Source organism: Pelagimonas varians, from assembly GCF_003208435.1.
Lineage (GTDB): Bacteria > Pseudomonadota > Alphaproteobacteria > Rhodobacterales > Rhodobacteraceae > Pelagimonas > Pelagimonas varians.
On record NZ_QKMF01000021.1, the window covers coordinates 13,286 to 40,024 of the forward strand.

27 protein-coding genes are annotated in these 26,739 nt (G+C 52.0%); 13 read left to right on the top strand and 14 right to left on the bottom strand.

The window, feature by feature from the left end:
• Positions 1-9: 9 nt before the first annotated feature.
• Together C8N36_RS20585 and C8N36_RS20590 are read right to left on the bottom strand one after the other, a co-directional pair.
• A complete protein-coding gene (locus C8N36_RS20585) occupies positions 10-621 on the bottom strand; it encodes a sugar transferase (RefSeq protein WP_097806598.1) in 612 nt (203 codons plus the stop codon).
• Entirely contained in the window at positions 618-1,454 is an 837-nt protein-coding gene (locus tag C8N36_RS20590; protein ID WP_097806599.1) for an NAD-dependent epimerase/dehydratase family protein, read from the bottom strand. Before C8N36_RS20590 ends, C8N36_RS20585 begins: the two co-directional genes overlap by 4 nt.
• Positions 1,455-1,575: 121 nt before the next feature.
• Here C8N36_RS20590 and C8N36_RS20595 point away from each other — a divergent pair, with 121 nt between their 5' ends.
• Positions 1,576-2,700: a polysaccharide biosynthesis/export family protein gene (locus C8N36_RS20595; RefSeq protein WP_245911008.1), complete on the top strand. Its 1,125-nt coding sequence runs from the start codon at positions 1,576-1,578 to the stop codon at positions 2,698-2,700.
• A gap of 101 nt (positions 2,701-2,801) precedes the next feature.
• Here C8N36_RS20595 and C8N36_RS20600 read toward each other — a convergent pair whose 3' ends face one another.
• A complete protein-coding gene (locus C8N36_RS20600) occupies positions 2,802-3,227 on the bottom strand; it encodes a c-type cytochrome (RefSeq protein WP_097806654.1) in 426 nt (141 codons plus the stop codon).
• Between the two features lie 168 nt (positions 3,228-3,395).
• Between C8N36_RS20600 and idi the strand changes: the two genes are divergently transcribed.
• Positions 3,396-3,938: an isopentenyl-diphosphate Delta-isomerase gene (idi, locus tag C8N36_RS20605; RefSeq protein ID WP_097806655.1), complete on the top strand. Its 543-nt coding sequence runs from the start codon at positions 3,396-3,398 to the stop codon at positions 3,936-3,938.
• Here idi and C8N36_RS20610 read toward each other — a convergent pair whose 3' ends face one another.
• Genes C8N36_RS20610 through C8N36_RS20620 form a run of 3 tightly spaced genes read right to left on the bottom strand, consistent with a single transcriptional unit; the run spans position 3,939 to position 6,234 of the window.
• Complete coding sequence (locus tag C8N36_RS20610; RefSeq protein ID WP_097806600.1) at positions 3,939-4,532, bottom strand: Smr/MutS family protein; 594 nt, start codon at positions 4,530-4,532, stop codon at positions 3,939-3,941. It abuts the gene before it with no gap.
• Positions 4,529-5,527, bottom strand: coding sequence for a murein transglycosylase A (gene mltA, locus C8N36_RS20615; protein WP_097806656.1), 999 nt, complete (start codon positions 5,525-5,527; stop codon positions 4,529-4,531). Before mltA ends, C8N36_RS20610 begins: the two co-directional genes overlap by 4 nt.
• Positions 5,528-5,577: 50 nt before the next feature.
• Entirely contained in the window at positions 5,578-6,234 is a 657-nt protein-coding gene (locus C8N36_RS20620) for a Tim44/TimA family putative adaptor protein (protein ID WP_097806601.1), read from the bottom strand.
• 104 nt (positions 6,235-6,338) lie between these two features.
• Here C8N36_RS20620 and C8N36_RS20625 point away from each other — a divergent pair, with 104 nt between their 5' ends.
• Together C8N36_RS20625 and secB are read left to right on the top strand one after the other, a co-directional pair.
• On the top strand, positions 6,339-6,842 hold the full coding sequence (locus C8N36_RS20625) for an FxsA family protein (protein WP_097806657.1): 504 nt from the start codon (positions 6,339-6,341) through the stop codon (positions 6,840-6,842).
• Between the two features lie 81 nt (positions 6,843-6,923).
• Positions 6,924-7,415 carry a protein-export chaperone SecB gene (gene secB / locus C8N36_RS20630; RefSeq protein WP_097806602.1) on the top strand — a complete coding sequence of 164 codons (492 nt, stop codon included), beginning with the start codon at positions 6,924-6,926 and terminating at the stop codon, positions 7,413-7,415.
• A gap of 14 nt (positions 7,416-7,429) precedes the next feature.
• Here the strand turns inward: secB and dnaQ are convergent, their stop codons facing one another.
• From dnaQ to C8N36_RS20650, 4 genes are read right to left on the bottom strand one after another with little or no spacing between them, the layout of a single operon-like run.
• Complete coding sequence (dnaQ, locus tag C8N36_RS20635; protein WP_097806603.1) at positions 7,430-8,158, bottom strand: DNA polymerase III subunit epsilon; 729 nt, start codon at positions 8,156-8,158, stop codon at positions 7,430-7,432.
• Complete coding sequence (gene coaE, locus C8N36_RS20640) at positions 8,151-8,744, bottom strand: dephospho-CoA kinase (RefSeq protein WP_097806604.1); 594 nt, start codon at positions 8,742-8,744, stop codon at positions 8,151-8,153. Before coaE ends, dnaQ begins: the two co-directional genes overlap by 8 nt.
• The gene (locus tag C8N36_RS20645; protein ID WP_097806605.1) at positions 8,741-9,574 is read right to left on the bottom strand and encodes a shikimate dehydrogenase; all 834 of its coding nucleotides are present in this window, start codon (positions 9,572-9,574) and stop codon (positions 8,741-8,743) included. Before C8N36_RS20645 ends, coaE begins: the two co-directional genes overlap by 4 nt.
• The gene (locus C8N36_RS20650; RefSeq protein WP_097806606.1) at positions 9,571-10,170 is read right to left on the bottom strand and encodes a Maf family protein; all 600 of its coding nucleotides are present in this window, start codon (positions 10,168-10,170) and stop codon (positions 9,571-9,573) included. Before C8N36_RS20650 ends, C8N36_RS20645 begins: the two co-directional genes overlap by 4 nt.
• A 512-nt stretch (positions 10,171-10,682) precedes the next feature.
• Between C8N36_RS20650 and rho the strand changes: the two genes are divergently transcribed.
• Genes rho through C8N36_RS20680 form a run of 6 tightly spaced genes read left to right on the top strand, consistent with a single transcriptional unit; the run spans position 10,683 to position 17,462 of the window.
• Positions 10,683-11,954: a transcription termination factor Rho gene (rho, locus tag C8N36_RS20655; protein WP_097806607.1), complete on the top strand. Its 1,272-nt coding sequence runs from the start codon at positions 10,683-10,685 to the stop codon at positions 11,952-11,954.
• A gap of 7 nt (positions 11,955-11,961) precedes the next feature.
• On the top strand, positions 11,962-13,245 hold the full coding sequence (gene mnmE, locus C8N36_RS20660) for a tRNA uridine-5-carboxymethylaminomethyl(34) synthesis GTPase MnmE (protein WP_097806608.1): 1,284 nt from the start codon (positions 11,962-11,964) through the stop codon (positions 13,243-13,245).
• 3 nt (positions 13,246-13,248) lie between these two features.
• Positions 13,249-15,126: a tRNA uridine-5-carboxymethylaminomethyl(34) synthesis enzyme MnmG gene (mnmG, locus tag C8N36_RS20665; protein ID WP_097806609.1), complete on the top strand. Its 1,878-nt coding sequence runs from the start codon at positions 13,249-13,251 to the stop codon at positions 15,124-15,126.
• A complete protein-coding gene (gene rsmG, locus C8N36_RS20670) occupies positions 15,126-15,743 on the top strand; it encodes a 16S rRNA (guanine(527)-N(7))-methyltransferase RsmG (RefSeq protein WP_097806610.1) in 618 nt (205 codons plus the stop codon). The genes mnmG and rsmG overlap by 1 nt, the downstream gene beginning before the upstream one ends.
• Positions 15,736-16,545 (top strand): ParA family protein, encoded by an 810-nt coding sequence (locus C8N36_RS20675; protein WP_097806611.1) that lies wholly within the window; start codon positions 15,736-15,738, stop codon positions 16,543-16,545. Before rsmG ends, C8N36_RS20675 begins: the two co-directional genes overlap by 8 nt.
• Before the next feature lie 20 nt (positions 16,546-16,565).
• A complete protein-coding gene (locus C8N36_RS20680) occupies positions 16,566-17,462 on the top strand; it encodes a ParB/RepB/Spo0J family partition protein (protein ID WP_097806612.1) in 897 nt (298 codons plus the stop codon).
• A 19-nt stretch (positions 17,463-17,481) separates the two neighbouring features.
• Here C8N36_RS20680 and hemW read toward each other — a convergent pair whose 3' ends face one another.
• From hemW to rph, 3 genes are read right to left on the bottom strand one after another with little or no spacing between them, the layout of a single operon-like run.
• The gene (gene hemW, locus C8N36_RS20685; protein ID WP_097806613.1) at positions 17,482-18,639 is read right to left on the bottom strand and encodes a radical SAM family heme chaperone HemW; all 1,158 of its coding nucleotides are present in this window, start codon (positions 18,637-18,639) and stop codon (positions 17,482-17,484) included.
• Positions 18,632-19,243 carry an RdgB/HAM1 family non-canonical purine NTP pyrophosphatase gene (gene rdgB, locus C8N36_RS20690; RefSeq protein WP_097806614.1) on the bottom strand — a complete coding sequence of 204 codons (612 nt, stop codon included), beginning with the start codon at positions 19,241-19,243 and terminating at the stop codon, positions 18,632-18,634. The genes hemW and rdgB overlap by 8 nt, the downstream gene beginning before the upstream one ends.
• On the bottom strand, positions 19,240-19,953 hold the full coding sequence (gene rph / locus C8N36_RS20695; RefSeq protein WP_097806615.1) for a ribonuclease PH: 714 nt from the start codon (positions 19,951-19,953) through the stop codon (positions 19,240-19,242). The genes rdgB and rph overlap by 4 nt, the downstream gene beginning before the upstream one ends.
• A gap of 104 nt (positions 19,954-20,057) precedes the next feature.
• Here rph and hrcA point away from each other — a divergent pair, with 104 nt between their 5' ends.
• Both hrcA and C8N36_RS20705 read left to right on the top strand, forming a co-directional pair.
• Positions 20,058-21,122: a heat-inducible transcriptional repressor HrcA gene (hrcA, locus tag C8N36_RS20700; RefSeq protein WP_097806616.1), complete on the top strand. Its 1,065-nt coding sequence runs from the start codon at positions 20,058-20,060 to the stop codon at positions 21,120-21,122.
• A gap of 9 nt (positions 21,123-21,131) precedes the next feature.
• A complete protein-coding gene (locus C8N36_RS20705) occupies positions 21,132-21,695 on the top strand; it encodes a nucleotide exchange factor GrpE (protein ID WP_097806617.1) in 564 nt (187 codons plus the stop codon).
• A gap of 36 nt (positions 21,696-21,731) precedes the next feature.
• Here C8N36_RS20705 and mutS read toward each other — a convergent pair whose 3' ends face one another.
• Positions 21,732-24,359, bottom strand: a complete 2,628-nt coding sequence (gene mutS, locus C8N36_RS20710) for a DNA mismatch repair protein MutS (protein WP_097806618.1) — start codon at positions 24,357-24,359, stop codon at positions 21,732-21,734.
• A gap of 122 nt (positions 24,360-24,481) precedes the next feature.
• Here mutS and C8N36_RS20715 point away from each other — a divergent pair, with 122 nt between their 5' ends.
• Positions 24,482-26,737: an NADP-dependent malic enzyme gene (locus C8N36_RS20715; RefSeq protein ID WP_097806619.1), complete on the top strand. Its 2,256-nt coding sequence runs from the start codon at positions 24,482-24,484 to the stop codon at positions 26,735-26,737.
• The last annotated feature ends 2 nt before the right edge of the window (positions 26,738-26,739 follow it).

The window sequence follows — 26,739 nt, forward strand, 5'->3', positions numbered from 1 at the left end:
ACCAACGAATTAGTGGAGCGAAATTTTGCGAAGAACCGTCGCAGTCATGAGTTTCACATCACCGCAAAAGGATTGGTTTTCCGCATAAATCAAGTCAAGCTTGGCCTTTTTAGGCACACAACGGCGGCAGTAAACCTCTTCGGTTTCTTCCGCCGTTTTGCATGGCTCAAGCAACCGCTCTTCTGTCCGATGAAATGCTAGAGTGGCAAGGCCAGTGACCCCCGGCCGTGATTGTAGCACCTTCGAATACAGCTCCGGAAACATGTCAACGTATCTACGAAGCGGTGGGCGTGGACCCACAAAACTGATGTCACCGCGAAAAATATTCCACAGCTGGGGCAACTCATCCAGCCGATACCGTCGCAGGAATTGACCCGTTTTAGTGATCCTGTTCGACTTGTCACCGCCCGAAACACCGCTATCAGCATCGTCATGATACATTGTGCGGAATTTCATCAGGCCAAACGGCTGATCCGGTGTCTTCATCCGTTCAGACACATAGATCACAGGCCGCCCCTCGCGAATAAGAATGGCAAAAGCAACCAAAACAATCGCTGGTGCCAAAGGCACCAGAAACAACAGCACAAAGAAGATATCCGCGGCGCGCTTTCCAAATGTCATGGCCAAACGCCCCCACGGCGCGCACTATTAACCAAGTAAGACGCGTCTGATGAACGGTCTGACAAAGGCAATATTCGCGCCAGTTTTGACGTATTGAGAGACACTGACGCAATCGCCTGCGGCGGCGCATCTTGCCAAGCCACCCGACACCCGACGGCCAAGGCTAAATCATGCATCGCCGTCACTGCGGGTGCGGCAATATTGACTGGCCCCGCAATATCTTTGACAAGTACCAACGCAACAATAGCACGGGCCAGATCATCTGGCGCGACATAACTGCGCAGGGGTCCCTGCCCGTCCGCGAACCGATCCAGCCGCAAGCTGCCGCCTGGTTTCATATTGGCAAAAAGCGAATCCGCACCAGCCACATTGGCAATGCGCATAGAAACCATGCTGGGTGCGCCCGGTTCCTGAGACAACTGCTCAATCAAACGCTCCATGCTTCGCTTGGACTTGCCATACTCAGTGGGTGGTTCGACATCGTCTTCTTCCCGAAGCGGCGCTCCGTTTGGGTGATAAACCGCAGCGCTCGAACAATGCAAAACGCGGGTCGCACCAAGGGATGACGCCAACTCAATGGCAGAGCGTGCAAGCGTAGAATTGCTGTCCAGACTATGCCCAGACCCCGGAACGGCCCCCCAAAGCGCTACAATCGCATCAACACATGGGAGGTGATCTGTTCTATCACCGGGAGACCACTGCACATCGCCCGCCCTCTTCGGGCTCTGCCTAGCGCAATATACGAGATCGACCAAAGGCGAGCGCTGTTCCGCCCAAACTGCGCGCAGCATTTTTCCCAGTTTCCCGCTTGCGCCCAGCACAAGAACTTTCATATTTTGCGGACTTGGCGCCACGGTTTGACCTCAATCTGCTTTCAAATGATCGTCGAACTGTCTATCAGTTACTCAAAAAGCTACAAATGAATTAGTGGCCATTTGAAGGTCGGGGGCGAAATTGCATTCCAAACTGAAATTGATCGCGACTGTTGTATCGCTTGTGGCCGTTTCGGCGTGCTCCGTATTGCCTCGGGGGTCGGGTGTCCAATCCGAAGTGACCGATGTGCAGTATTCGGAAAACCCGACTTACCAAGTTGTAGAAGTAACCCGCGCCAATATTCCCGGATTGTTGGCTTGGCCATCGGCAGGGTGGCATGGTCATTTCCATTGGCCGCAGACATCAAGTGGTAGCAACTCATCTATCATTCGAACCGGTGACAAAATAAACGTGACCATCTGGGACAGCCAAGAGAATTCTCTTTTGACCAACCCGGGTGAACGCTACACGAATATTGACAACGTCGAAGTTGATTCAAATGGCTCCGTCTTTTTGCCCTATGTCAACAAGGTCGGTATCCGTGGTTTGACCTCTTCTGGCGCACGCGCGAAAATACAGGAACGTTTGGAACCAATTGTGCCATCCGCACAGGTTCAGGTCAGCCTACAACAGGGCCGCGATCATTCGATTGATGTCGTTGGCGGTGTGAAAAACCCGGGCAGCTATCCGATGCCCTCCCGAAACTACAAAGTTCTCAATGTTTTGGCTGATGCCGGCGGCATCCCTCCTGCACTTCGCAATCCGCGCGTTCGTCTTTTGCGCGGCAGTGAAACATATGAAATTTCCGCAGAACTTTTGATGTCTGACGGGTCTAAAAACGCTCTGTTGCGGCCTCGGGATTCTTTGATCATTGAAGAGGACGACCGGAGTTTTGTCGCCTTTGGAGCCTCTGGCAAAGAGGATCTCATTTACTTCCCTAAGGAAGAACTGACAGCACTTGAAGCTATTTCATTGATGGGCGGACTATCGGACTACCGCGCCGACCCACAGGGGGTTCTTGTGTTGCGCGACTATCCGGTCAGCGCTTTGTCGTCGAGTGGCCAAGCCGGTCCAGACCTGCAACAAGTTGTGTTCGCGTTTAACCTAATCACGGCAGACGGTCTTTTCGCCGCGCGTAAATTCCCTGTGCAGCCTGGCGACACAGTATTGGCAACTGAATCTCCGATTACAGCTGTACGCACGATTCTCGAGCTGATCGGCTCTGTGGTTGGCGTATCGGCCCAGACTGCAAATCTCACGCAGTAAGAGACTGCCACTTGAGTGCTAACTTTCTACACACAAAAAAGGTGCGCCCCGAGAGGCGCACCTTTTAGTTTGACCGGCTCCGATCAGAGCCAAAGCCTGTTTTATTCGGCAGCTGGACCAACCGAAACCAGATAGGCGTATACATCTTCCGCGCCTTTTTTCAGACGGTAAGTCATTTTGGACTTTGCACCGTCGTCACCCAGATGTTCCCGCAGGAAAGCCTTGGGGTCAGCAACGTAGGCAACGAAAGTCTCTTCGTCCCAAACCAGTCCACCTTCGCCAGCGGCAACAATATCCGAGCCGTATTTGAAGCCTTCAAATGAACCGGCTGTACGGCCAACAATGCCATAAAGGTTGGGTCCAGTTTTGCCGCCCTTTACGATGTTTTCGCCAGCAGCATCCTGGATCATGTGGCAAGACTTACATTTCTTGAACACTTTTTCACCGGCAGCTGCGTCGCCAGATTCAGCCAAAGCACCAGAAGCGATAGTTGCTACGGCCAAAGCCGATGCGATCGTCAATTTCATGTTGTTCTCCATCATAGTCGCGCAGTCCTGAGCAACAGCCTATCAAACCGCACGGGGGGGCAACAATAGTCCTAAATGGGAAAAACATGCGACCATAAGACCATTGGCATGATCAAGCTGCCAGATCTGGCCCTTGACCAAGATGATTTCGCCCGCCAAGTAGCCAAAATGACAGATCATCAAGACACAGATTGGACAGCGGTGATTCCCGCTTGGGTCAACGGAATGCTGGCTCCGGTCGGGAAATTGGCTGCGCACCAACAGGGGCTACGTCACAAGGCCGTGTCAGTATTTGTAATGTCCGGAACACAGACATTGATCCAGCGCCGCGCATTGGGGAAATACCACACGCCCGGCTTGTGGGCCAACAGCTGCTGTACCCACCCGCATTGGGGCGAAAAACCATTGGATTGCGCAATCCGGCGTTTAGACCAAGAGTTGGGGATCAAGGGCATCGTCCCCAGATACCGCGATCAAATCGAGTATCGTGCAGATGTTGGCAGCGGTCTGATTGAACATGAGGTCGTTGATCTTTTTGTTGCCAAAGCGGATCGCGATCTGGCCATCACCCCAGATCCATCCGAAGTGATGGCCTATGAATGGGTTGAGCTTAGCGATTTAAAGCAGCGTGTTTTGGACACGCCTGACCTGTATACTCCGTGGCTGCGGATATACTTGGCGAAATACTCCGACCGGATTTTCGCAGTCTAGCTAACGAAACCGCCTCAAATACACATAGTAAGCCCCTGCCCCGCCGTGCCGTTGATGCGCTTCCGCCACTTGCAAAACCGCTTGTGCGATAGGTGCCATACGGAGCCATTGCGGGACCTGTGTTTTCAAAACACCACGGCGCCGAGGCATCGGATCATACGGGTCTTCGCGGCTGCCTTTACCTGTGATCACCAGAACCAAGCGGAGGCCTCTGGCCTGCGACGTCAAAATAAAGCGGATCAATTCCGGGTGCGCCTGATCCAACGTCAACCCATGCAAATCAGTTCGCGCCTCTGGCACCAGTTTTCCGCGCTTCATTCGCGTGAAGGCTTTACTATCCATCTGCAGGGGATCGGACTTGATCTTTTGCGACGTCGATTTGGGAAAAACATGGGTTTCAGTTTGTCTAATAGCCCGTTCACCCATCGAAAATGGTGATATCGACTCGCGCGGTGGTTCCACTTTCGGCCGCGAAATCTTTTTTGACATTGAGGGTTCGACCGGCTTCGGTCTCTGCTTTTGCAAAGGATCCGTGCGGCGCGCCACTTGTTGCCAAAGCTCAAGTTCCTCAGGGCGCAGACGCCGTTTGGTCATTGCACCGCTTCCGGCAGCAGCGCATAGGCACGCTGAATGGGCATCAGTACTACAAGTCGACCGGGATCCTTGATCCTGCCAGCGATTTGCCCTGCCTTGTCACCCGTTCCTATAAAAATATCTGCGCGCTGCGCACCTTTGATCGCTGATCCAGTATCTTGCGCGATCATCAAACGCCGCAGCGGGTTTTTGCCGCTTTTTTCGATCCAAACCGGAGCACCTAAAGGTGTAAAGTCAGGATCAACAGCGATCGACCTCATTGTCGTAATCGACCGGTTCATTGCCCCTAAAGGGCCTTTGTGGGACGGAACTTCGCTGACTTCGCGAAAGAAGACGTAAGACTGATTGTGAAACAGCAGTTCCTGTCCCTCAACTGGATTCCGGCGCACCCAACTTTTGATCACTTGTGCAGACACTTGATGCGGAGAATAAATGCCACGCCGAACCATTTCTTGACCAATTGACCGATAGGAATGCCCGTTGGCACCGCCATATCCAACACGAATGTAACTGCCATCCGGATAGCGAACCCGGCCGGAGCCTTGAATTTGCAAGAAAAACAGCTCGACCGCGTCGTCAACCCAAGTGATTTCCAAGCCGCGATTGTCCATAACACCGCTGGTTAGAATATCGCGCCGCGTCAGCCAAGGGCGCTGACTGCGCGCCTCGCTTGGCATTTTATAAATCGGATAACGGTAACGGTCACTCTTGTAGGGTGCGCCGTCCAGCTCCGGTTCAAAATAGCCGGTGAACAGGCCATCGGTGCCATTTGTAATCTGCACTGGCCTGAAAAACAGCTCAAAAAACTGGCGGGCATTGCCTGCTTCACTTGCGAGATTGCACAGGGATGTCCAATCCGGATCTTTCATATCGCGACAAGTGTTGCGGAACACAGTCAGCGCAGCGGCGTGGTCGTCTTTGTCCCAACCATCAAGGTCTTCGAACCCCAAAATGGCGTAAGACACCTCAGATTCCGCATTTGCTGCCTGTGTCATTGCCAACACCGCCGAGAATACTACCGAAAAAAACGTAAGGACAATCTGCGTCATTCGTCCGTGGCGACAAGCTGCCAGTTCGGGTCCGAGCTGCCCATGACATGTGCATAGGTCCAGACGTCTTTTTGCTTTTTGACGGCAGTAGCAGATCCTTCGATCACCTGACCTTCGGCGTCTTTTACGACCGACGTCAGATCGCAAACATAGCGGACGGTGATTTCCGCGGTGTTTGTAGAATCGTCAAACGTTGCCTCGGCCAGTGCCAATTCACGCACACCGATGAATTCGGCCTCAATTGTCAGGCCTTGTTCAGCGCGGCTGGCGACAACCGTTTCAAACGTCTCATAAACCTCTTCGGACAAAAACGGTTTAAGATCATCGATCTCTCCACGTTCAAATCCCATCAGGATCATCTCATAGGCGCCGCGGGCACCGCCCAAGAATTCCACCACAGAAAAGGATGGATCAATGCGTTTCATCGCGGCAAGCGCTTTGGCAGAATCGCTGTCTTCGGCAACATGATCGGCGATGTCGCGATCTGGGCCGCCTTCGATAACTTCAAAATCACGCCGCGCATCGCGGCCCTCACTTTGAGGAACGGGCGGTTTTTCAAAACCTTCACGCGTTCCCAATACACTGCGCAAACGCAGAACCAAAAAAACGGCGATTCCGGCAAGTACCAGAAGTTCAATGATATGCGAGTTCATCTGCACCTCGTTTGGGGGCGGTCATGGAATATTCTTGTTTGAATACCTATGTAGGTGTTGCAGGCGGGTTAGTCCACCTGAGCCGACAAAAGGAACCAAAAGCAATGTGGCTGTTTATCGCCTTTCTCTCTGTCCCGTTGATCGAGATCGCACTGTTTATACAGGTTGGCGGGCTGATTGGCCTATGGCCGACCTTGGCTGTAGTGGTATTGACCGCTATTTTGGGCACTTGGTTGGTACGCGCACAAGGCCGGCAAGCTATATCCAATCTTCAAAGCAGTTTCTCTCAGCTGAATGATCCAAGCGAACCTTTGGCGCATGGTGCAATGATCCTGATTTCCGGCGCATTGCTGCTGACACCCGGATTTTTCACCGACTTCGTTGGTTTTGCACTGCTTGCACCGCCCGTCCGATCCGCAGTCTTTGCTTGGGCGCGCAAGCGGGTAACGGTATCCAGCTTCCAGATGGGAGGAGAAATGCACAGTCAGCATCCAAATCAGCACCGTCCAGCTGCACGTCCCACCGAAGAAGTCATCGAAGGTGAGTTCACAGAAGTGCCTGATGGGAAGAATCCAAATCACCCCGGATCAGGATGGACACGTCATTAAAGTCCGACATAAAGACCGGGCATTGAGCCTTTGATTGATGGCTGATATGCATTGGATCGATTTCAAATTGGAGGCCGAACCATGGCAGAAAATAACGGTGCTGAAGCAGCACCCCAAGCGCCCAAAATGAATGTTCTGGCTCAGTTCATTCGCGATCTTTCTTTCGAAAACATTTTGGCGCAAAAAGGTGTTTCTGGCGAAGTTCAGCCAGAGGTATCCGTTCAGGTAAACCTGGACGCGAAAAAACGCACTGCAGAGAATCAGTACGAAGTTGTCATGAAGTTGAAAGTGGACAGCAAGTCCGCTTCGGCCAAAGAACAGCTGTTCTTGTTGGAACTGGATTATGCAGGTGTTTTCAACATCGAAGGCATTCCAGAAGACCAGATGCATCCGTTCTTGCTGATCGAATGCCCACGTATGTTGTTCCCCTTCGTTCGCCGCATCGTTTCAGATGTGACCCGTGACGGCGGCTTTCCGCCATTGAACCTGGAAACAATCGATTTCGTCGCGCTATACCGCACCGAGCTTCAGCGCCGTCAGGCCGAAGCCGAAGGCCAAACAGCCAACGCATAAATCAATCAATGCGCTCAGGTTTTAGACCAGAGCGCATTCTCACCGAGCTTTTCGACAAAGGCGGCATGTGCCGCCTTTTCTTTGTCCGAAACACGTGACGCCAAGGGATTGGAACGTACTGTTGGACGCCAATTCATCTCTGACACACCTGAAGCCGTGTTCGACGATACAGTCGTCAAACCAAAATCAGGCTGTTTACCCCCGATCAACTCCAAATACACTTCAGCTAGAATTTCACTGTCCAACAAGGCCCCGTGCAATGTGCGGCTTGTGTTGTCGATACTGAACCGACGGCACAGTGCATCCAATGATGCAGGCGATCCGGGGAACCGTTTACGAGCAATCATCAGCGTATCAATCGCACGGTCATTGTCGATTTTTGGTAGACCGATCCAGTCAAGCTCAGCGTTCAAGAATTTCATATCAAACGCAGCATTATGGATGACAAGCTGTGCGTCCCCAATGAAGTCCAAGAAGGCCTGACCCACTTTCTTGAAAACCGGTTTACCCTTCAGATTCACCTCGCCGGGGTTGGCTGCCCGAGGGCTAGCCAACAAATCTGGACCAATTCCGTGAACACCGAACGCCTCTTCAGGCATATCGCGTTCAGGAAAAATATACTGATGGTAGGTTTCGCCGGTGGGCATATGGTTAAACAGCTCTACAGCACCGATTTCGACAATTCTGTCACCAGAAAATGGATCAAAGCCGGTGGTTTCTGTATCCAAGACGATCTCACGCATTAGCCAACTGCCTTTTGATATCTGCCACAACTGCCGCAACTTGCGCCTTGGCATGCTCCAGACTATCGGTTTCTATAACATAGGTCGACCGGGCGCATTTCTCTTCGTTCGGCATTTGACGCGCTAAAATGCGATCCAAATCTGCGGCCGTCATTGTTCCGCGCGCCAACACCCGGTCGCGCTGTATCTGGGATGACACCGACACACAGGCAACCGCGTCCATCTCCGATTCACCGCCGGTTTCAAACAGTAAAGGAATGTCAAATACACAAATATTATCAATATGTTGAGAAATAAATTTTGTGCGATCAGCCTGAACCAAAGGGTGTACAATCGCTTCAATTCGGGGCAAGGCAGTGTGATCCTTGGCGATAATTGCGCGCAGTTCATCCCGCGAAACCATACCGTCTATGACAGCCTCCGGCCAAATATCAGAAATTGCCAAGGTCGCATCGCCATCAATTCCATAGAGACGATGCACCGCAGCATCCGCGTCCCAGACCGGGCAACCCAAGTCCGCAAACATCTGGGCTGTTGTGCTTTTCCCCATTCCAATAGATCCGGTCAGTCCAAGCTTAAAACTCATCTCAAAACCGCAGCACGTGTGGACTCATCAACCTCGGGGCGGGTTCCAAACCAACGTTCAAAGCCCGGTACAGCCTGATGCAACAGCATCCCCAAACCGTCTACAACCTGACATCCCTTGGCTTCTGCCTCTTTCAAAAGTCGGGTTTGCAGCGGCGTATAAACCAGATCCGTCACAAGCATTCCTGGTGCAAGGGCATCCAAAGGTACGCGCAGCTCTTTCTTGCCAACCATACCGAGCGACGTTGTGTTTACAACGGTGGCAGCACCTTCGATCAGGTTTCCTGCTTTGATCCAATCATAGACCTGCACGCGGTTTCCAAAAGCGTCCCGTAGCGCGTCCGCCCTTGCGCGTGTGCGGTTGGACAGGCGAATTTCTGGAACCCCTACGTCCAGTAACGAGGCAATAATGGCCCGCGCTGCGCCGCCAGCGCCAAAGACCACCGCCGGACCTCTGTCCGGCTGCCAATCTGCTGCATTTTGCCGCAAATTTTCGACAAACCCGTACCCATCAGTGTTATCTGCGTGAATTGTGCCGTCTTTCCGGAAAATCAGCGTATTTGCCGCCCCGATCAAAGTCGCCCGATCCGAAACAACATCTGCGATTTCCATAACGCGTTCTTTGTGAGGGATAGTAACGTTGAGGCCAACAAACCCTAAATCCGGAAGCATTCGGAGCGTTTGCTCCAGCTTATCTGGAGCAATGTCCATCGGAATATAATGGCCGGCCAACCCGTATTTCCGCAACCAATGTCCAAACAACCGCGGAGACCGAGAATGCGCAATAGGAGAGCCAATAACACCGGCCAAAGGGATACGGTCTAGGGTCATGCTGGGATGGCTCCTTGGTTTGAAAGTTGATTGAGAAGTTCCAGAAGTGGCAACCCGAGTACCGTGAAATGATTCCCGTCAACACGGGAAAACAAACGTACACCTTCAAGTTCAAGCTTATAACCACCAACGGATTGACCAACGTCAGGCCAGTTTCTGTCCAAATATTCTTCTAGATAACTATTTGAAAAATCACGCATAAGCATTCTAGCTGTCGCAACATGGCGCCAAACAGGTTCCGCATTTTCATACATAACGGCAGCTGACAATAGCTGATGTGGCTTCCCACGAAGCTGCAACAATTGATCGCGGGCTTCATCCTTGGTTTTTGGCTTATCAAAAATGCGCCCATCGAAAGCAAGGACTTGATCACATCCTAAAACGCGCAAGGACGGATTTTTCTGGGCAACCTTTCGCGCTTTGGATTCAGCCAGTGTATCGGCAATATCCCGAGGCGAGGCTTCCTCCAACTTGAGAGCCTGCTTGATCATGTCTTCATCGACACGCGGTGATTCTGTTATCACCGTTAAACCTGCAGAACGCAGCATTTCAGCCCGAATTATTGAGCCAGAGGCGAGAATAAGATGAGGATTCATGTGGATAGATCTGAGGGCAACTCTGTGTGGGTTTTCAGGTATGTTTTTGGGGAAAAATCCGGTCGGTTGCAAGCTTGGGGAAAACTAAGGACTTTGCCAAACGTTCAGCCATGGTTGTTTAGGGTGGGGATGGGAAAACTCTCGAGACAGCCAACCACCACGCTAAAGCAGGTTTTACACCACTTGTTCAAACAGGCCAGAGAGATACATAGACACTTGAATTTATTAAATAAATATGAACTGTATTCACAAGTACTGACAAAGCTTCCCCACATTTATCCTTAGAAAGAACCCTGTGGGGAAGACCGGGGACGAACATTTAATCCCCAGACAATTGGCGACACTATAACACCAAAATCCTTTCTATTTTCTTACTTAAATATAAGAAAGGCTCTCGAATTCCCGCTCATTGACTTGTTCGCTACGGGCAGGTACGCAGTCATTGCTCCTGTTCTGGAGTGAGTTTCCCATGAAATAAAGACGTAAGGGCCTATGGTCCTCTGGATGTTTGCATGACTGATGAAAGACTGAACCTTGCTGATCTAAAGGCAAAGAGCCCCAAAGATCTTTTGGCTATGGCCGAAGAGCTTGAGATCGAGAACGCCTCGACCATGCGCAAAGGTGAAATGATGTTCCAGATTCTGCGTGAACGCGCAGATGACAGTTGGGACATCTACGGCGATGGTGTGCTTGAAGTGCTCCAGGACGGGTTTGGATTTCTTCGTTCACCTGAGGCAAACTACCTGCCCGGTCCGGACGACATCTATGTGTCGCCTGACATGATACGGAAATACTCGCTGCGAACCGGTGATTCCATCGACGGTGAAATCAAGGCTCCTGACGGCGAAGAACGCTATTTTGCACTTGTATCGGTAACCAAGATCAACTTCGAAGAACCTGAGAAAGCCCGTCACAAGATTGCATTTGATAACCTGACACCGCTCTATCCCGATGAGCGTCTAAAGATGGAAATCGAAGATCCGACTATCAAAGACCGGTCAGCGCGGATCATTGATCTGGTCTCACCGATCGGCAAAGGACAGCGTAGCCTTATTGTAGCCCCACCACGTACTGGTAAGACAGTACTGCTGCAAAACATCGCGCACTCGATCGAAAAGAACCACCCAGAATGCTATTTGATCGTCCTGCTGATTGATGAACGTCCGGAAGAAGTCACTGACATGCAGCGCTCTGTTCGCGGTGAAGTCGTGTCCTCTACTTTCGATGAACCCGCACAACGCCACGTTGCAGTGAGCGAAATGGTGATCGAAAAAGCGAAACGCTTGGTCGAGCATAAACGAGATGTTGTGATCCTTTTGGATTCAATCACAAGACTTGGTAGGGCGTTCAACACGGTTGTACCTTCTTCAGGTAAAGTTCTTACCGGTGGTGTTGACGCGAATGCCTTGCAGCGACCTAAACGTTTCTTTGGTGCCGCGCGGAACATCGAAGAAGGTGGTTCGTTGACTATTATCGCAACTGCGCTGATCGACACAGGATCGCGCATGGACGAAGTCATCTTCGAAGAATTTAAAGGTACAGGTAACTCTGAGATTGTTCTGGACCGTAAGGTTGCAGATAAACGAGTTTTCCCAGCGCTGGATATCCTCAAATCGGGCACTCGGAAAGAAGAGCTGTTGGTTGACAAAATTGATCTGCAGAAAACCTTTGTTCTTCGCCGTATCCTTAATCCAATGGGGACCACTGACGCGGTAGAATTCCTGATTTCGAAGTTAAAACAAACCAAATCGAACACCGAATTTTTCGACTCAATGAACAGTTGATGGCTTCATGGAAACGATCTTTGCTCTGGCCAGTGCACCTGGAAAAGCGGGTGTTTCTGTCATCCGAATTTCGGGTCCAAATGCCAAGACTGCTGGAATAAACTTAGCGGGAGACCTTCCAAAAGCACGCACTGCGGCGGTCAGAATTCTCAGTGATTCAAATGGATTGCATTTGGATGAAGCGTTGGTTCTGGTATTTGAATCCGGCGCTAGTTTTACTGGTGAAGATGTTGTGGAACTTCAGGTGCATGGAAGTGTTGCTGTCGTGTCCGCCATTTTGAGGGAACTGGGAACTCTTGATGGCTTGCGGATGGCCGAGCCGGGTGAATTCACACGCCGTGCCATGGACAATGGTAGATTGGATTTGACGCAAGTTGAAGCCCTGTCCGATCTCATTGAAGCTGAAACAGAATCACAACGGAAACAAGCCCTTCGTATACTGTCAGGATCTTTAGGTAAAAAAGTCGAACTCTGGCGCAAGGATATCATAAGGGCGGCGGCGCTCTTAGAGGCGACAATCGATTTTGCTGATGAAGAAGTTCCAGTTGATGTTACAGCTGAAGTCACCGCATTGCTTGACGGAACAATTTTATCTATTGGCCAAGAGTTGTCGGGGTTGGATGCGGCAGAAAGTGTTCGGACTGGATTCGAAATTGCTATTGTGGGACCTCCAAATGCTGGAAAATCTACTCTATTGAACTACTTGGCGGGGCGGGAAGCAGCAATTACATCGGAAATTGCAGGAACGACCAGAGATATTATTGAAGTTCATATGGATGTTAAAGGCCTGGCAGTGACATTCCTCGATACCGCTGGTTTGCGAGAGACCGAGGATGCAGTGGAGAAAATTGGCGTCGAACGGGCCATACAACGTTCAACCGACGCGGATATCAGAATTCATCTAGTGCCAGAGGGAATGGATCCTGAATTGAAGGTCACTGAGGGTGATTTGGTATATTCACCCAAATCTGATATTTCTTCTGGGATTCACGGTATATCTGGCGTCACAGGTGACGGTGTGAGTGAGATGATTTCTTTAATTCACAGTGTACTGTCTGACAGAGTTAGTGGTTCCAGTTTGGTTAATCGGGAGCGCCATCGAGTTGTACTTCGGGATGGTGTATTTTTTCTAATGGCCGGTCGAGATTTATTGGCTTCTGGTCCAGATGTATACGATTTGGTGAGTGAAGAACTAAGAAGTGCAGTTAGAAAGCTTGAAGCGCTTTTGGGTAGGGTTGATGTTGAAAACTTATTGGATGAGATTTTCTCGAGCTTCTGTGTAGGAAAATAGGGAGTGTTTCACGTGAAACAATCTGATTTTGATGTTGTAGTAATCGGCGGAGGGCACGCTGGAACCGAGGCTGCGGCAGCCGCATGCCGCTTTGGTGCTAAAACGGCACTGATTACACTTAAGCAAGGTGACTTGGGGACAATGTCATGCAATCCAGCGATTGGTGGCTTAGGAAAAGGACATCTGGTTCGAGAAATTGACGCTATGGACGGGATAATGGGCCGCGTTGCTGATTTTTCAGGAATTCAATTTAGATTATTGAATCGCCGAAAGGGTCCAGCAGTGCAGGGTCCTCGGACACAGGCAGATCGAGATAGATATAAAAGTGGGATACAATCAACTATTTCCACTATTTCCGGACTGACGGTTCTTTTAGGAGAAATCACAGATCTCATCCAAAAGGGGAATGTGATCTGTGGCGTCACATTTGCCGATGGATCTGAAGTTAGCTGTAAATCCGTCGTTTTGACCAGTGGAACATTTTTGAATGGTGTTCTTCATGTAGGTGACAAATCCCATTCTGGTGGAAGAATGGGAAACAATGCTTCCATAAAGCTTGCAGATAGAATACGGGATTTTGGTTTGTCCCAAGGCCGGTTAAAAACTGGTACGCCACCTAGACTGGATGGGAAAACTATCAATTGGGACATTCTGGGCACCCAACCAGGGGATGAAGATCCTGTCATGTTCTCGTTTCTGTCTAAGAAACCAATAGCGCGACAAATTTCATGTGGCGTCACGCACACGAACAGTAAAACGCATGACATTATTCGAGAAAACCTAAATAGGTCAGCGATGTACGGTGGACATATTGATGGCGTTGGTCCTCGGTATTGTCCTTCGATAGAGGATAAAATTGTTAGGTTTGCAGACAAGGAGTCACATCAAATTTTCCTGGAACCCGAGGGATTGGACACTTCGACTGTTTATCCCAACGGCATTTCAACATCCTTGCCAGAGGACGTCCAGGAACAATATGTGCGCTCCATAGTGGGTTTGGAAAATGTTTCAATTGTGCAGCCAGGCTATGCGATTGAATACGACTTTATCGATCCTCGAAATCTGATGTCGACATTAGAGGTCAAGGATCTTAGCGGGCTGTATTTTGCAGGACAGATTAATGGGACAACGGGATATGAGGAAGCAGCGGCCCAAGGGTTGGTAGCTGGTCTAAACGCCGCTGCGATGAGTCTTTCCAGGGATACTGTCGAATTTTCTCGAACAGATAGCTATATTGGGGTTATGATCGACGACTTGACGTCTCGAGGTGTTACTGAACCATATCGAATGTTCACATCACGCGCGGAGTTCCGCTTAGCCTTGAGGGCTGATAATGCCGACCAACGTTTGACACCCGTTGCAATTTCGATCGGAGCATCTTCTGACATCCGCAGTCGAACGTTTGAGGATAAGATGGCAAGACTTAAAGGTGGTCGGGAAGCGTTGGACAAATTGGTTTTGTCACCAAATCAGGTTCGCAAGCTTGGTGTGAATGCAAATTTGGACGGTGTAAAGAGGTCCGGTTACCAACTGTTGGCTTTGAAAGATCTTACGTTTTCTATGTTAAAATCGGCAGAGCCTTCGTTGTCCGAGATTGACATCGAAATTTCGGATCAACTTGAGAGAGAAGCGCTATACGCGTCCTACATTGAACGCCAAAAACGTGATGTGGCTGCTATTCAAAAAGATACTAAGGTCAAGATTCCATTGGATTTTGAGTATTTGAATCTTTCTGGTCTGTCCAATGAGTTGCGGATCAAATTGAGTCAATCTCGGCCTGAAAATCTCGGGATGGCTGCACGTATTGATGGTATGACTCCCGCTGCACTTGCACTCCTTTTGGCAAAGGTTCGGCAATTTCCGAAAAGGGACGTATCGTGATGGATCTGGCGGATGTTAGTGATGTCAATGTTTCACGTGAAACAGAAGACAAACTTAAAGTGTTTCTGGGACTCCTGAAAAAGTGGACACCCAAAATAAATCTGATCGCACCAAGTTCAGTTGGAGACGCGTGGTCCCGACATTTTGTTGATTCAGCGCAGACGTTTAGACACCGATCCAGCGACGCTGGAATGTGGGTGGATTTTGGAAGCGGGGGTGGATTTCCAGGGCTGGTTTGTGCCGTTCTTGCCGAAGGAAGATGCCCGGACCTGCAATTCCAAATGATCGAAAGCGATGCGCGCAAAGGAGTATTTTTGCGGACCGTTATCAGAGAACTCGACTTGCGTGCGACCGTGCTGGTGAAGAGAATAGAGGAAGTTGAACCACTGAATGCCGATGTAGTGTCGGCGCGAGCATTGGCGTCGGTAACAGATCTATTGCCGATGGCGCAGATTCACTTGAAGCCGAGTGGCCGGGCTCTTTTTCTTAAAGGTGAAAAATGGGAAAAAGAAGTAGCTGAGGCCAAGAAATCATGGAATTTTTCCATGACACCCCATAAAAGTAAAACAAACCACATGGCAGCAATTTTGGAAATTGGAGATATATCTCGTGTCTGATCTGTCTCGTCCAACTGGTCCAAGAATAGTAGCGATCACCAATCAAAAAGGCGGTGTTGGCAAAACCACGACTACCATAAATTTGGCAGCGGCCTTGGCCGAAAAAAATCTAAATGTCCTTGTGGTTGACTTGGACCCACAGGGCAACGCATCGACAGGCTTGGGAATCGAACCCGAAGATCGAAAATTCACCACGTATGATTTTTTGGTGGATGAAGTCGAGTTGGAGCAGGTTATTCTCAATACATCAACGAAACTGGTATCTTTGATTCCGGCAACTGTTGATCTGAGTTCGGCTGACATTGAATTGTTCACTAACGAAAAACGTAGTTTTTTGTTGCATGATGCACTTAGGCAAACTGCGTTGGATGCATTTGCATTTGATTATGTTCTGATTGATTGCCCTCCATCGCTCAACCTTTTGACGGTGAATGCCATGGTTGCAGCGCATTCGGTTATAGTACCACTGCAGAGCGAATTTTTCGCCCTCGAAGGTCTTTCGCAGCTCATGCTGACAATCAGGGAAGTAAGGCAAACAGCTAATCCCAACTTGCGGATCGAAGGTATCGTGCTGACAATGTATGATGCTCGGAATAATCTTTCTCAACAAGTTGAGGCAGATGCCCGCGCGAATCTAGGGGATTTGGTTTTTAGGTCTGTTATCCCGCGGAATGTGAGGGTCAGCGAAGCGCCTTCTTACGCACTCCCAGTTCTGTCTTATGATACAGGGTCCAAGGGCGCCGCAGCATATAGATCTCTGGCGACGGAGCTCCTACAAAAACACGAAAATATTGCGGCTTAGAAACGCGAACGGAGGCAAAAATGGCAGATAAAAAAGAACAACGGCGTGGTTTGGGGCGTGGGCTATCTGCTTTGATGGCTGACGTTGGGCCAAATCATGATAATGTGGTATCTACGCCAAGGTCTGATCTTGTCGTTCCGATCGAGAAATTGGTTCCTAATCCGGATCAGCCCAGACGTGTTTTTACAGATTCTCAGCTGGAAGAACTAGCAAATTCCATTCGGGCGAAGGGTGTTTTACAACCTTTGATCGTTCGAACTAATCCTAAGAATACCGAACAATACGAGATTGTCGCAGGTGAACGCCGCTGGCGGGCGTCTCAAATGGCAAAACTGCATGAGATTCCCGTGTTGGTCCGGGATTTTGATGATACCGAAGTTCTCGAAGTCGCGATCATTGAAAATATCCAACGCGCTGACTTGAACCCGATTGAAGAAGCCGCTGGTTACAAACAGTTGATGTTCAAATTTGGGCATACACAAGAAAAGCTGGCAGAGGCTTTGGGGAAAAGCCGAAGCCACATCGCTAACTTGTTGCGTCTGCTTAACTTGCCAGAAACTATTCAGGACATGGTTTCGCGCAATGATCTGAGCGCAGGGCATGCTCGGGCCTTGATCACTGCGTCGAATCCTGAAGAGCTGGCTAGGACAGTTGTCGCCAAAGGCCTTTCTGTTCGGGATACAGAGAAGCTGGCCAAAGGCACTTTGATGTCTGCTCGACCAAAGGGGACAACAACCTCTCAGTCTGCGCCGGCCAAAGATGCGGACACCAAGGCGCTTGAAGGTGATTTGTCGGCTGCATTGAAGATGAAGGTTCAGATCGATCACAAGGCGGGGGGAGAATCCGGACGCGTGTCAATTTCTTATGATACGCTGGAAGAATTGGACGTCCTTTGCGCGGTGCTGAGCAAAGCATAATCACCGGGTCAAGGCCGGCTCAATCTGGTAGCAGTTCCGCAATAACTGCGTTGAGAACCAGCCGGCCTTGTTGTGTAACCCCAATCCTATCTTGACTACGAAACATCAAACCGAGTTCAAGTAGTCTATCAACAGTGGTGTCTAAGGATAGGTTATCGCACATTTTGTGTAGTCTAGCAGTATCTATACCGTCAGTTACCCGTAGCCCCATCATCAGGTATTCAGAGGCTTGGTCTTTAACAGATAGCTTCGAATTTATTTCGTCACCAGATCCAGTTTCGACCGATTTCAGCCAAGCGCCGGGTTGAAGCCAAGCAGAGTTGGCATATTTTTGCCCGCCCAAAGTGAGACGGCCGTGAGCGCCGGGTCCAACACCCGCATAGTCGCCGTAGTTCCAATAAATCAAATTGTGACGCGATTCAGAGCCTGGTGCCGCGTGGTTCGACACTTCATACGCTGGCATTCCAGCCGCCCCGCATAGGTCTTGCGTCAGGTCGTACATATCAGCAGCCAAGTCTTCCCCTGGAAGACCGCGCAATTTTCCCGCGTTCTGGCGATCCCAAAACGCAGTGCCATGCTCTACTGTCAACTGATACAGGGACAGGTGATCACCAGCCATTGCCAGCGCTTCTGATAGCTCGATTTTCCAATCATCAAGTGTCTGATCTTGACGGGCATAGATCAAATCAAAGCTAACGCGGCCAAACGTATTCTGCGCGATATCAAAGGCGCGCTGCGCTTCCTTGGCACTGTGCAACCGACCCAATCTACGCAGATCATTGTCGCGCAGGGATTGGATGCCCAAAGACACGCGATTGATGCCTGCTTCTGCAAAGCCGCGAAAACGATTTGCCTCCACGGAATTCGGATTGGCTTCGAGCGTGATCTCGATGTCATTGGCCCAAGTCCAATGGGTCTGTGCGGCATTCAAAATCGTTGCCACAGTCTCTGGCAACATCAAAGACGGGGTGCCACCGCCGAAAAAGATCGAACGCAGCAGGCGGCCGGGAGTCTGGGACGAAACCCGCAGCACTTCGGCGGCCAACGCATTGGCCCAGCGTGTTTGATCAATGTGTTTAACGACGTGGCTGTTAAAGTCGCAATAGGGGCATTTGGCCTCGCAAAAGGGCCAATGCACGTAGAGGCCAAAGCCCCCAGCTTGCCAGTCTTCAGTCAAAGCAGCCTGCTACCAGTTTACGGAACGCATCGGCACGGTGGCTGATCTCGTTCTTTTGCTCGGATGGCATTTCCGCGAATGTCACGTCAAAGCCCTCGGGTTGGAAAATTGGATCATATCCGTGGCCATTGTCGCCGCGCATAGGCCATACAACACGGCCTTCCATAACGCCGGGAAATACCTGATCCGTGCCGTCTGGCCACGCAAGAACCAACGTGCTGCAAAACCGCGCGGTCCAAGGTTCCGGCGCATCAGCTGCAACCAGCATGTCGTGGCTCTTGGTCATTGCCATGATGAAATCACGGCCATTCCCAGTCTCTGCCCAATCGGCGGTGTAGACGCCGGGCTGTTTGTCCAGCGCATCGATTTCAATGCCTGAGTCATCAGACAGGGCAGGGAGGCCCGTTGCCTTGGCCGCTGCATGTGCCTTGATCCGGGCGTTTTGGACAAATGTGGTGCCGTCCTCAACCGGTTCGGGTAGGCCCATTTCAGCGGCACCGACCACCGAAACCCCGAAGGGTTTCAGCAGTTCGGTGATCTCATCCAATTTGCCCTGATTGTGGGTGGCGACCAGCAGGCGGTCGCCGTCAAACTTGCGGCTCATACTGTTGCGGCCATTTGCGCTGCAACCAATTCGCCAACACCTTTTTCAGCAAGGTTCATCAACTCGCCCATTTGGTCACGAGAGAATGTAGACCCTTCAGCAGACATTTGGATTTCGATCAACTGACCGTCTTCGCGCAAGATGAAATTGCCGTCCACGCCGGCTTCGCTGTCTTCTGGATAGTCCAGATCCAGAACCGGTTGACCTGCATAGATGCCGCACGAAATGGCGGCGACAGGTGAAATCAAAGGATCTGTTTTGATATCGCCCGCTTTGATCAGTTTGTTGACGGCCAGTCGCAGCGCCACCCAGCCACCAGTGATCGATGCACAACGTGTGCCGCCGTCCGCTTGAATGACGTCGCAATCGACGGTGATCTGGCGCTCGCCAAGGGCAACACGGTCAACACCGGCACGCAGAGAACGGCCGATCAAACGTTGGATCTCAACCGTGCGTCCACCTTGCTTACCGGAGGTGGCTTCGCGGCGCATTCGTGAAGACGTGGATCGCGGCAGCATACCGTATTCTGCCGTCACCCAGCCAAGGCCGGACCCCTTGATAAATGGCGGTACGCGGGCCTCAAGCGAGGCGGTGCAAAGCACGTGCGTGTCGCCCATGCGGATCATGCAAGACCCTTCGGCGTGTTTTGTTACGTTCGTTTCGATTGAAACGGCGCGCATTTCGTTTAATTCTCTTCCTGACGGTCTCATGACAGATCCTTTAAGCTTGGTTGAGGCAGGGATAGACGCGCAGCCCCCCTGCGCGCAACCCTGATCGGGGCAGAGGCAGCATGCAGACGTAGGAAGAGGCCTGAATGAACGACGCAAGAGAAGTTCTATCCGAAATGAATGACCGTTCCCGCGAAGTGTTTCGCCTTGTGGTCGAATCCTATTTGGAAACCGGCGGCCCTGTAGGGTCGCGTACCTTGACGCGGGCTTTGTCGGAAAAGGTATCGGCCGCGACGATCCGCAATGTCATGCAGGATCTGGAGTTTCTGGGTCTGCTCGACAGCCCGCATGTTTCAGCGGGTCGCATCCCGACCCAGCAAGGTCTAAGGATGTTTGTGGACGGGCTGCTTGAGGTTCGGGATCTCGACAATCAGGACCGTATCAAACTGGACGCCACAGTGGGCAACAACGCGTCTGATGTGGGCGGGTTGCTTGATAAAGTTGGCGCCGCACTTTCTGGCGTCACACATGGTGCGTCCTTGGTCCTGACACCCAAGCACGAGGCGCCGTTAAAGCACATTGAATTTGTCAGCCTTGCGCAGGATCGGGCATTGGTTGTGATCGTCTTTGCGGACGGGCAGGTTGAGAACCGTCTGTTTACCCCACCGCCGGGACAAACGCCCAGCTCCATGCGCGAAGCGGCAAACTTTGTGAATTCCTGGGTTGAAGGCCGCACCCTGTCCGAGCTTGGCAAGATCATGATCGAGGAAATCAAGAACCGGCGCCAAGAGCTTGATACGCTTGCCGCGCAGCTGGTTGAATCGGGAATCGCGGTTTGGGAAAGTCCCGAAGACAATTCGGGGCGGTTGATCGTGCGTGGTCGAGCGAATCTTTTGGGCGAAGACACGGCCGATGCGGAGCTGGACCTGATCCGCACGCTGTTTGATGACTTGGAACGTAAGCAAGACATTGCCGAATTCCTTGAACTTACGGAACAAGGCGAAGGCGTGCGCATTTTTATTGGCTCTGAGAACAAACTTTTCTCACTTTCGGGTTCCTCTTTGGTCGTGTCTCCTTATATGAACGCGGATCGAAAGATCATCGGCGCCGTGGGCGTGATTGGACCGACGCGGCTGAACTATGGGCGCATTGTTCCGATTGTGGATTACACGGCCCAGCTGGTCGGAAAGCTGATTACCGACCGGAGTTAGAGGTAGAGAATGGCTGATCAAAACAAGAACGATTTTCTCGACGATATCGACGAGGCAGAAGCGCAGGAAACTGCGTTCGAAACCGAAGAGATTGACGAGGTTGCAATGGCCGTTGAGCAAGTGATTGCTGAACGGGATGATTTCAAAGACCGGTTTATGCGGGCGCTGGCGGATGCGGAAAACGCTCGCAAGCGGGCCGATAAGGACCGTCGCGAGGCACAGATGTACGGTGGCACACGTATCGCCCGTGATCTGATCCCCGTTTATGACAACTTGAACCGTGCTTTGACTGCTGCCAAAGACGCAGAAGGCGAAGGGTCTGCTGCGTTGATCGAAGGCGTTGAACTGACTCTCAAAGAGTTGCTCAGCGTATTTGATCGCCACGGTGTGAAGCGCGTGACACCTGAGGTCGGCGACCGCTTTGACCCCAAGATGCACGAAGCCATGTTCGAGGCTCCTTTGCCCGGTACAAAGGCGGGCGACATCATTCAGGTGTCTGCCGAAGGGTTTGTTCTGCACGAACGCCTGTTGCGTGCCGCGCAAGTGGGTGTCAGTTCCATGCCTGCTGGTTAAACTGGCGGTGCGTTCGGATTTGGGAAAGGCGGGGTTTTACCCCGCCTTTTCTTTGAGCAGCGCTTTCAAATCGTAGATGGCTTGCAACGCCTCGCGCGGGGTCATTTCATCTGGTGCCAAATTTGCGATCTTGCCTTCGACCTCGGATGGGCCTGATTTGGCGGGGACAGGCTCTGGCAGGGCCGCAATCGCGAACAACGGTAGATCATCTATCAGCGCCTTGGGCGACGTGCGATCGCGCTCTCCGGCTTCTAGCGCATCCAAAACAGTTCTGGCCCGTTTGATCACCGTTTTTGGCAGGCCCGCAAGTTGCGCAACCTGTACCCCATAAGACCGATCCGCCGCGCCATCACGGACCTCGTGCAAGAAGATGACTTCGCCTTCCCATTCCTTGACCGCAACGGTGGCATTTTTTACCCCGTCCAGTTTGGCAGATAGAGCGGTCATTTCATGATAATGCGTGGCGAATAAACCCCTTACGCGGTTGACCTCATGCAGATGTTCAAGAGTGGCCCATGCAATGGACAGCCCGTCATAGGTTGCGGTGCCGCGCCCGATCTCATCCAGAATGACCAAGGCCCGATCGTCGGCTTGATTAAGGATTGCAGCGGTTTCTACCATCTCCACCATAAAGGTCGATCTTCCACGCGCCAGATCATCGCTGGCCCCAACCCGAGAGAAGACCTGGCTTACAACCCCGATATGGGCGGAGCGGGCAGGGACGTAACTGCCCATTTGCGCAAGAAGTGCAATCAAAGCATTTTGCCTTAGATAGGTCGATTTACCCGCCATGTTCGGGCCAGTCAGGAGCGTTACAGAGGCTGCATCCCCATTTGCAGACAGGCTACAGTCGTTGGCTATAAACACCTCACCCGAGGATTTAAGAGCCGCTTCGACAACCGGATGCCGCCCGCCTTCGATATGAAAGGCGCGGCTGTCGTCAACCTTGGGCTTGCACCAGTCACGTTGCCTTGCCAATTCTGCCAGACCGACAGACAGATCAAATTCGGCCAAAGCGAGCGCAAGTTCTGACAAAGCCGGAGCCTGATCCAGAACGGCAGCCTTCAGGGTTTCATACAGCTGTTTTTCAATCGTCAATGCATCGGCACCGGCGCTTAGAATCCGGGTTTCCAGATCGGATAACGCAACGGTGGTAAAACGTACCTGATTGGCAGTGGTTTGACGGTGGATAAAGGTCTCATTCAGCGGAGGGCTGAGCATTTTGTCGGCGTGAAGGGCTGTTGTTTCAATGAAATAACCGAGCACATTGTTGTGCTTGATCTTAAGCGAGGTGATGCCCGAAAGTTCAGCATATTCCACCTGCATTCCGGCGATGACACCGCGCCCTTGATCGCGCAGTCGCCGCGCCTCATCCAGATCAAGGTTGAATTCGGTGGCGATGAAACCTCCATCGCGGGCCAGCATTGGCGGCTCGGCAACTAACGCTGCTTCTAGCTGTACCAACAAATCGTTTTGGCCGCGGAGGCCCTTCAAGGAACCTGCCAAAAGATCCGGCAGTTCTACGCCATCCAAACGTGTGGCAATGGCCTCGGCCTGTTCTATACCGTTTCGAATACTGGCCAGATCCCGCGGGCCACCTCGATCCAACGACAGCCGTGACAATGCACGGTCCAGATCCGGAACACGCCGCAAGGCCTCGCGCACGCCGTCAGCGGCAACAGCTTCGGTTCCCCACTGCACAGCCTCGAGGCGCCCGTAAATCACATCCACTTCGCGGGATGGTGACGACAGACGCCGCTCCAATAGGCGCGCGCCTGCTGCGGTCACGGTCATGTCGATCACAGCCAATAGCGATCCGGCGCGCCCGCCTTGCATACTGCGGGTCAGTTCCAAATTGCGGCGGGTGGCGGCATCAATTGACATAAGCCGCGAAACCGCCTCTTGGCGCGGAGGGCACAGCATTGGCATCCGGCCCTTTTGGGTGATGTTCAAATAGTCCGCCAAAGCCCCCATTGCACTCAGCTCGGCCCGTGTAAAAGACCCGAAGCCGGACAGCGTTTGCACTTGAAACACTCCGCACAAACGGTTTTCAGCGGCCGAGCTATCGAATGACGCATTGCCCAGCACGGTGACCTCGGCACCAAGGTCAGCCAGAACCTCGCGCAACTCCTCGTCCACGGTTTCTGAAGTGAGCAATTCAGAAGGTGCCAGTCTGGCCAATTCCGCCCCGATTCGTGACTGGCCGACAGGCATCACGTGAAACGCGCCGGTGGAAATATCAGCCCAAGCCAAGGCCCATTCGTCTCTAACCTTGCCCAAAGCGGCCAAATAGTTGTGCCTGCGGGCCTCAAGAAGGGTGTCTTCTGTCAATGTGCCGGGGGTTACAAGACGCACAACTTCGCGCCGGACAACGGATTTTGCCCCGCGCTTTTTCGCCTCTTCGGGCTTTTCCATCTGTTCGCCAACCGCAACACGAAACCCCTTGCGGATCAGAGTCAGGAAATACCCTTCGGCAGCGTGATGGGGCACGCCACACATCGGAATCTCTTCGCCCTCGTGTTTTCCGCGTTTGGTCAGGGCAATATCCAGCGCTTCCGAGGCAGCCACTGCGTCGTCAAAGAACAATTCGTAAAAATCACCCATGCGATAGAACAACAATGCATCCGGGTATCCAGATTTAATTTCCAAATATTGCGCCATCATTGGCGTTACGGTACTTTTATTTCCTTTGTTAGCGCTCACTGCACTTTCCCTCGTGGTTCCGGCATGACATTAAGCTGGCTTAGTCCGGGGTAAAACCCGCAATTTGATACCGGTAGGATGACATGGCCAAACTCAAATATACGCGCGAAGAAGCGCTCGCGTTCCACATCGACCCAACCCCCGGTAAATGGGAGGTGCAGGCCACCGTACCTATGACCACCCAGCGTGATCTGTCATTGGCCTATAGCCCTGGTGTTGCCGTACCCTGTGAGGAAATCGCCGCCAACCCGGAAACCGCATATGACTACACTAACAAGGGCAACCTTGTGGCTGTGATCTCGAATGGGACAGCAGTTTTGGGCCTTGGAAACCTTGGTGCGCTCGGATCCAAACCGGTTATGGAAGGCAAATCCGTGCTTTTCAAACGCTTTGCCGATGTGAATTCCATCGACATCGAACTGGATACCGAAGATCCGGACGAGTTTTGCAATGCAGTGCGTCTGATGGGGCCGACCTTTGGCGGCATCAACCTTGAGGACATCAAGGCACCGGAATGCTTTATCATCGAACAGCGTCTGAAAGAGGAAATGGATATTCCTGTCTTTCATGACGATCAGCACGGAACAGCGGTTATCTGCGCGGCGGGTTTGATCAATGCACTGAAAATATCCGGCAAAAAGATCGAAGACGTTAAGATTGTTCTCAACGGTGCGGGTGCCGCGGGGATTGCTTGTATTGAGCTGCTCAAATCTATGGGCGCGCGGCACGAGAATTGCATCGTATGTGACACCAAGGGCGTTATCTATCAGGGACGCAGCGCTGGGATGAACCAGTGGAAGTCGGCCCACGCGGTCGCTACTGAGCACCGCACGCTCGAAGAGGCCATGGTCGGCGCAGATGTATTCCTTGGCGTGTCGGCAAAAGGGGCCGTGACGCAGGAAATGGTCAAAGACATGGGCGACAACCCTGTGATTTTTGCAATGGCCAATCCCGATCCGGAAATCACACCAGAAGAGGCGCATGAGGTGCGGATGGACGCAATCGTTGCCACCGGCCGCAGCGATTATCCGAACCAAGTCAACAACGTACTGGGCTTTCCTTATCTGTTCCGCGGCGCGTTGGACATCCATGCCCGCGCCATCAACGACGAGATGAAGATCGCCTGTGCCCAAGCCCTGGCTGATCTGGCCCGCGAAGATGTCCCGGACGAAGTCGCATTGGCGTATGGAACCAATCTGACGTTCGGCCGTGATTATATCATCCCGACGCCGTTTGATCCGCGGTTGATCCACCGTATTCCGCCCGCTGTGGCCCGTGCTGGTATGGAAACAGGCGTTGCGCGGCGCCCGATCATCGATATCGAAGCCTATGAAGAGGGTCTGAAATCCCGCATGGATCCGACCGCATCGATCCTGCGGTCGATAAACACACGGGCCAAGACGGCTCAGGCACGCATGATTTTTGCCGAAGGCGACGACCCAAGGGTTTTGCGCGCTGCTGTGATGTATCAGCGATCAGGATTCGGCAAAGCACTGGTCGTTGGGCGCGAATCCGATGTGAAAGCCAAACTCGAGGCCGCCGGCCTTGGTGATGCGGTTCGTGAACTGGAAATTGTAAACGCTAAGAACACGCGGTATTTGCCTGCCTACAAAGATTTCCTGTACGACCGGTTGCAGCGTAAAGGCTTTGACCGGCAAGATGTGCACCGGATGGCAGCACGGGATAGGCACGTCTTTGCATCTTTGATGTTGGCGCACGGTCATGGTGATGGTTTGATCACTGGTGCCACCCGTAAATCGGCCCACGTGATGGAGCTGATCAACCATGTTTTTGATGCCAATGCGGAAAACGGTGTCGCTGGCGTGACTGCCTTGCTGCACAAAGGCCGGATTGTCATGATCTCTGACACCTTGGTACATGAATGGCCAAACGAAAACGATCTTGCCAATATCGCAGAGCGCGCCGCCGGAGTTGCGCGGCATCTGGGTCTTGAGCCTCGCGTTGCTTTTGTAAGCTTTTCGACCTTTGGATATCCGGTGTCTGAACGAGCTGAGAAAATGCACCTTGCCCCCAAGGTTTTGGACAATCGTGGCGTAGATTTCGAGTACGAAGGTGAGATGACCGTTGATGTGGCGCTGAATGTGACCTCACAAAAGTCATATCCGTTCCAGCGTTTGACGGGCCCGGCCAATATCTTGGTGGTGCCTGCGCGACACTCGGCCTCGATCTCGGTCAAATTGATGCAAGAAATGGCCGGTGCGACCGTAATTGGCCCGATCTTGGCAGGCGTTGATGAATCGATCCAGATTTGTTCGACCAGTATGACGGCGAACGATATCTTGAACATGGCGGTTTTGGCGGCTTGCAAGGTAGGCTGACG

What these genes read in the sequence shown, in the direction of transcription:
- C8N36_RS20585 (WP_097806598.1), bottom strand. Translation starts at nt 621, where the DNA reads ATGACATTTGGAAAGCGCGCCGCGGATATCTTCTTTGTGCTGTTGTTT.
- C8N36_RS20590 (WP_097806599.1), bottom strand. Translation starts at nt 1,454, where the DNA reads ATGAAAGTTCTTGTGCTGGGCGCAAGCGGGAAACTGGGAAAAATGCTG.
- C8N36_RS20600 (WP_097806654.1), bottom strand. Translation starts at nt 3,227, where the DNA reads ATGAAATTGACGATCGCATCGGCTTTGGCCGTAGCAACTATCGCTTCT.
- idi (WP_097806655.1), top strand. Translation starts at nt 3,396, where the DNA reads ATGACAGATCATCAAGACACAGATTGGACAGCGGTGATTCCCGCTTGG.
- C8N36_RS20610 (WP_097806600.1), bottom strand. Translation starts at nt 4,532, where the DNA reads ATGACCAAACGGCGTCTGCGCCCTGAGGAACTTGAGCTTTGGCAACAA.
- mltA (WP_097806656.1), bottom strand. Translation starts at nt 5,527, where the DNA reads ATGACACAGGCAGCAAATGCGGAATCTGAGGTGTCTTACGCCATTTTG.
- C8N36_RS20620 (WP_097806601.1), bottom strand. Translation starts at nt 6,234, where the DNA reads ATGAACTCGCATATCATTGAACTTCTGGTACTTGCCGGAATCGCCGTT.
- C8N36_RS20625 (WP_097806657.1), top strand. Translation starts at nt 6,339, where the DNA reads ATGTGGCTGTTTATCGCCTTTCTCTCTGTCCCGTTGATCGAGATCGCA.
- secB (WP_097806602.1), top strand. Translation starts at nt 6,924, where the DNA reads ATGGCAGAAAATAACGGTGCTGAAGCAGCACCCCAAGCGCCCAAAATG.
- dnaQ (WP_097806603.1), bottom strand. Translation starts at nt 8,158, where the DNA reads ATGCGTGAGATCGTCTTGGATACAGAAACCACCGGCTTTGATCCATTT.
- coaE (WP_097806604.1), bottom strand. Translation starts at nt 8,744, where the DNA reads ATGAGTTTTAAGCTTGGACTGACCGGATCTATTGGAATGGGGAAAAGC.
- C8N36_RS20645 (WP_097806605.1), bottom strand. Translation starts at nt 9,574, where the DNA reads ATGACCCTAGACCGTATCCCTTTGGCCGGTGTTATTGGCTCTCCTATT.
- C8N36_RS20650 (WP_097806606.1), bottom strand. Translation starts at nt 10,170, where the DNA reads ATGAATCCTCATCTTATTCTCGCCTCTGGCTCAATAATTCGGGCTGAA.
- rho (WP_097806607.1), top strand. Translation starts at nt 10,683, where the DNA reads ATGACTGATGAAAGACTGAACCTTGCTGATCTAAAGGCAAAGAGCCCC.
- mnmE (WP_097806608.1), top strand. Translation starts at nt 11,962, where the DNA reads ATGGAAACGATCTTTGCTCTGGCCAGTGCACCTGGAAAAGCGGGTGTT.
- rsmG (WP_097806610.1), top strand. Translation starts at nt 15,126, where the DNA reads ATGGATCTGGCGGATGTTAGTGATGTCAATGTTTCACGTGAAACAGAA.
- C8N36_RS20680 (WP_097806612.1), top strand. Translation starts at nt 16,566, where the DNA reads ATGGCAGATAAAAAAGAACAACGGCGTGGTTTGGGGCGTGGGCTATCT.
- rdgB (WP_097806614.1), bottom strand. Translation starts at nt 19,243, where the DNA reads ATGAGCCGCAAGTTTGACGGCGACCGCCTGCTGGTCGCCACCCACAAT.
- rph (WP_097806615.1), bottom strand. Translation starts at nt 19,953, where the DNA reads ATGAGACCGTCAGGAAGAGAATTAAACGAAATGCGCGCCGTTTCAATC.
- hrcA (WP_097806616.1), top strand. Translation starts at nt 20,058, where the DNA reads ATGAACGACGCAAGAGAAGTTCTATCCGAAATGAATGACCGTTCCCGC.
- C8N36_RS20705 (WP_097806617.1), top strand. Translation starts at nt 21,132, where the DNA reads ATGGCTGATCAAAACAAGAACGATTTTCTCGACGATATCGACGAGGCA.
- mutS (WP_097806618.1), bottom strand. Translation starts at nt 24,359, where the DNA reads ATGATGGCGCAATATTTGGAAATTAAATCTGGATACCCGGATGCATTG.
- C8N36_RS20715 (WP_097806619.1), top strand. Translation starts at nt 24,482, where the DNA reads ATGGCCAAACTCAAATATACGCGCGAAGAAGCGCTCGCGTTCCACATC.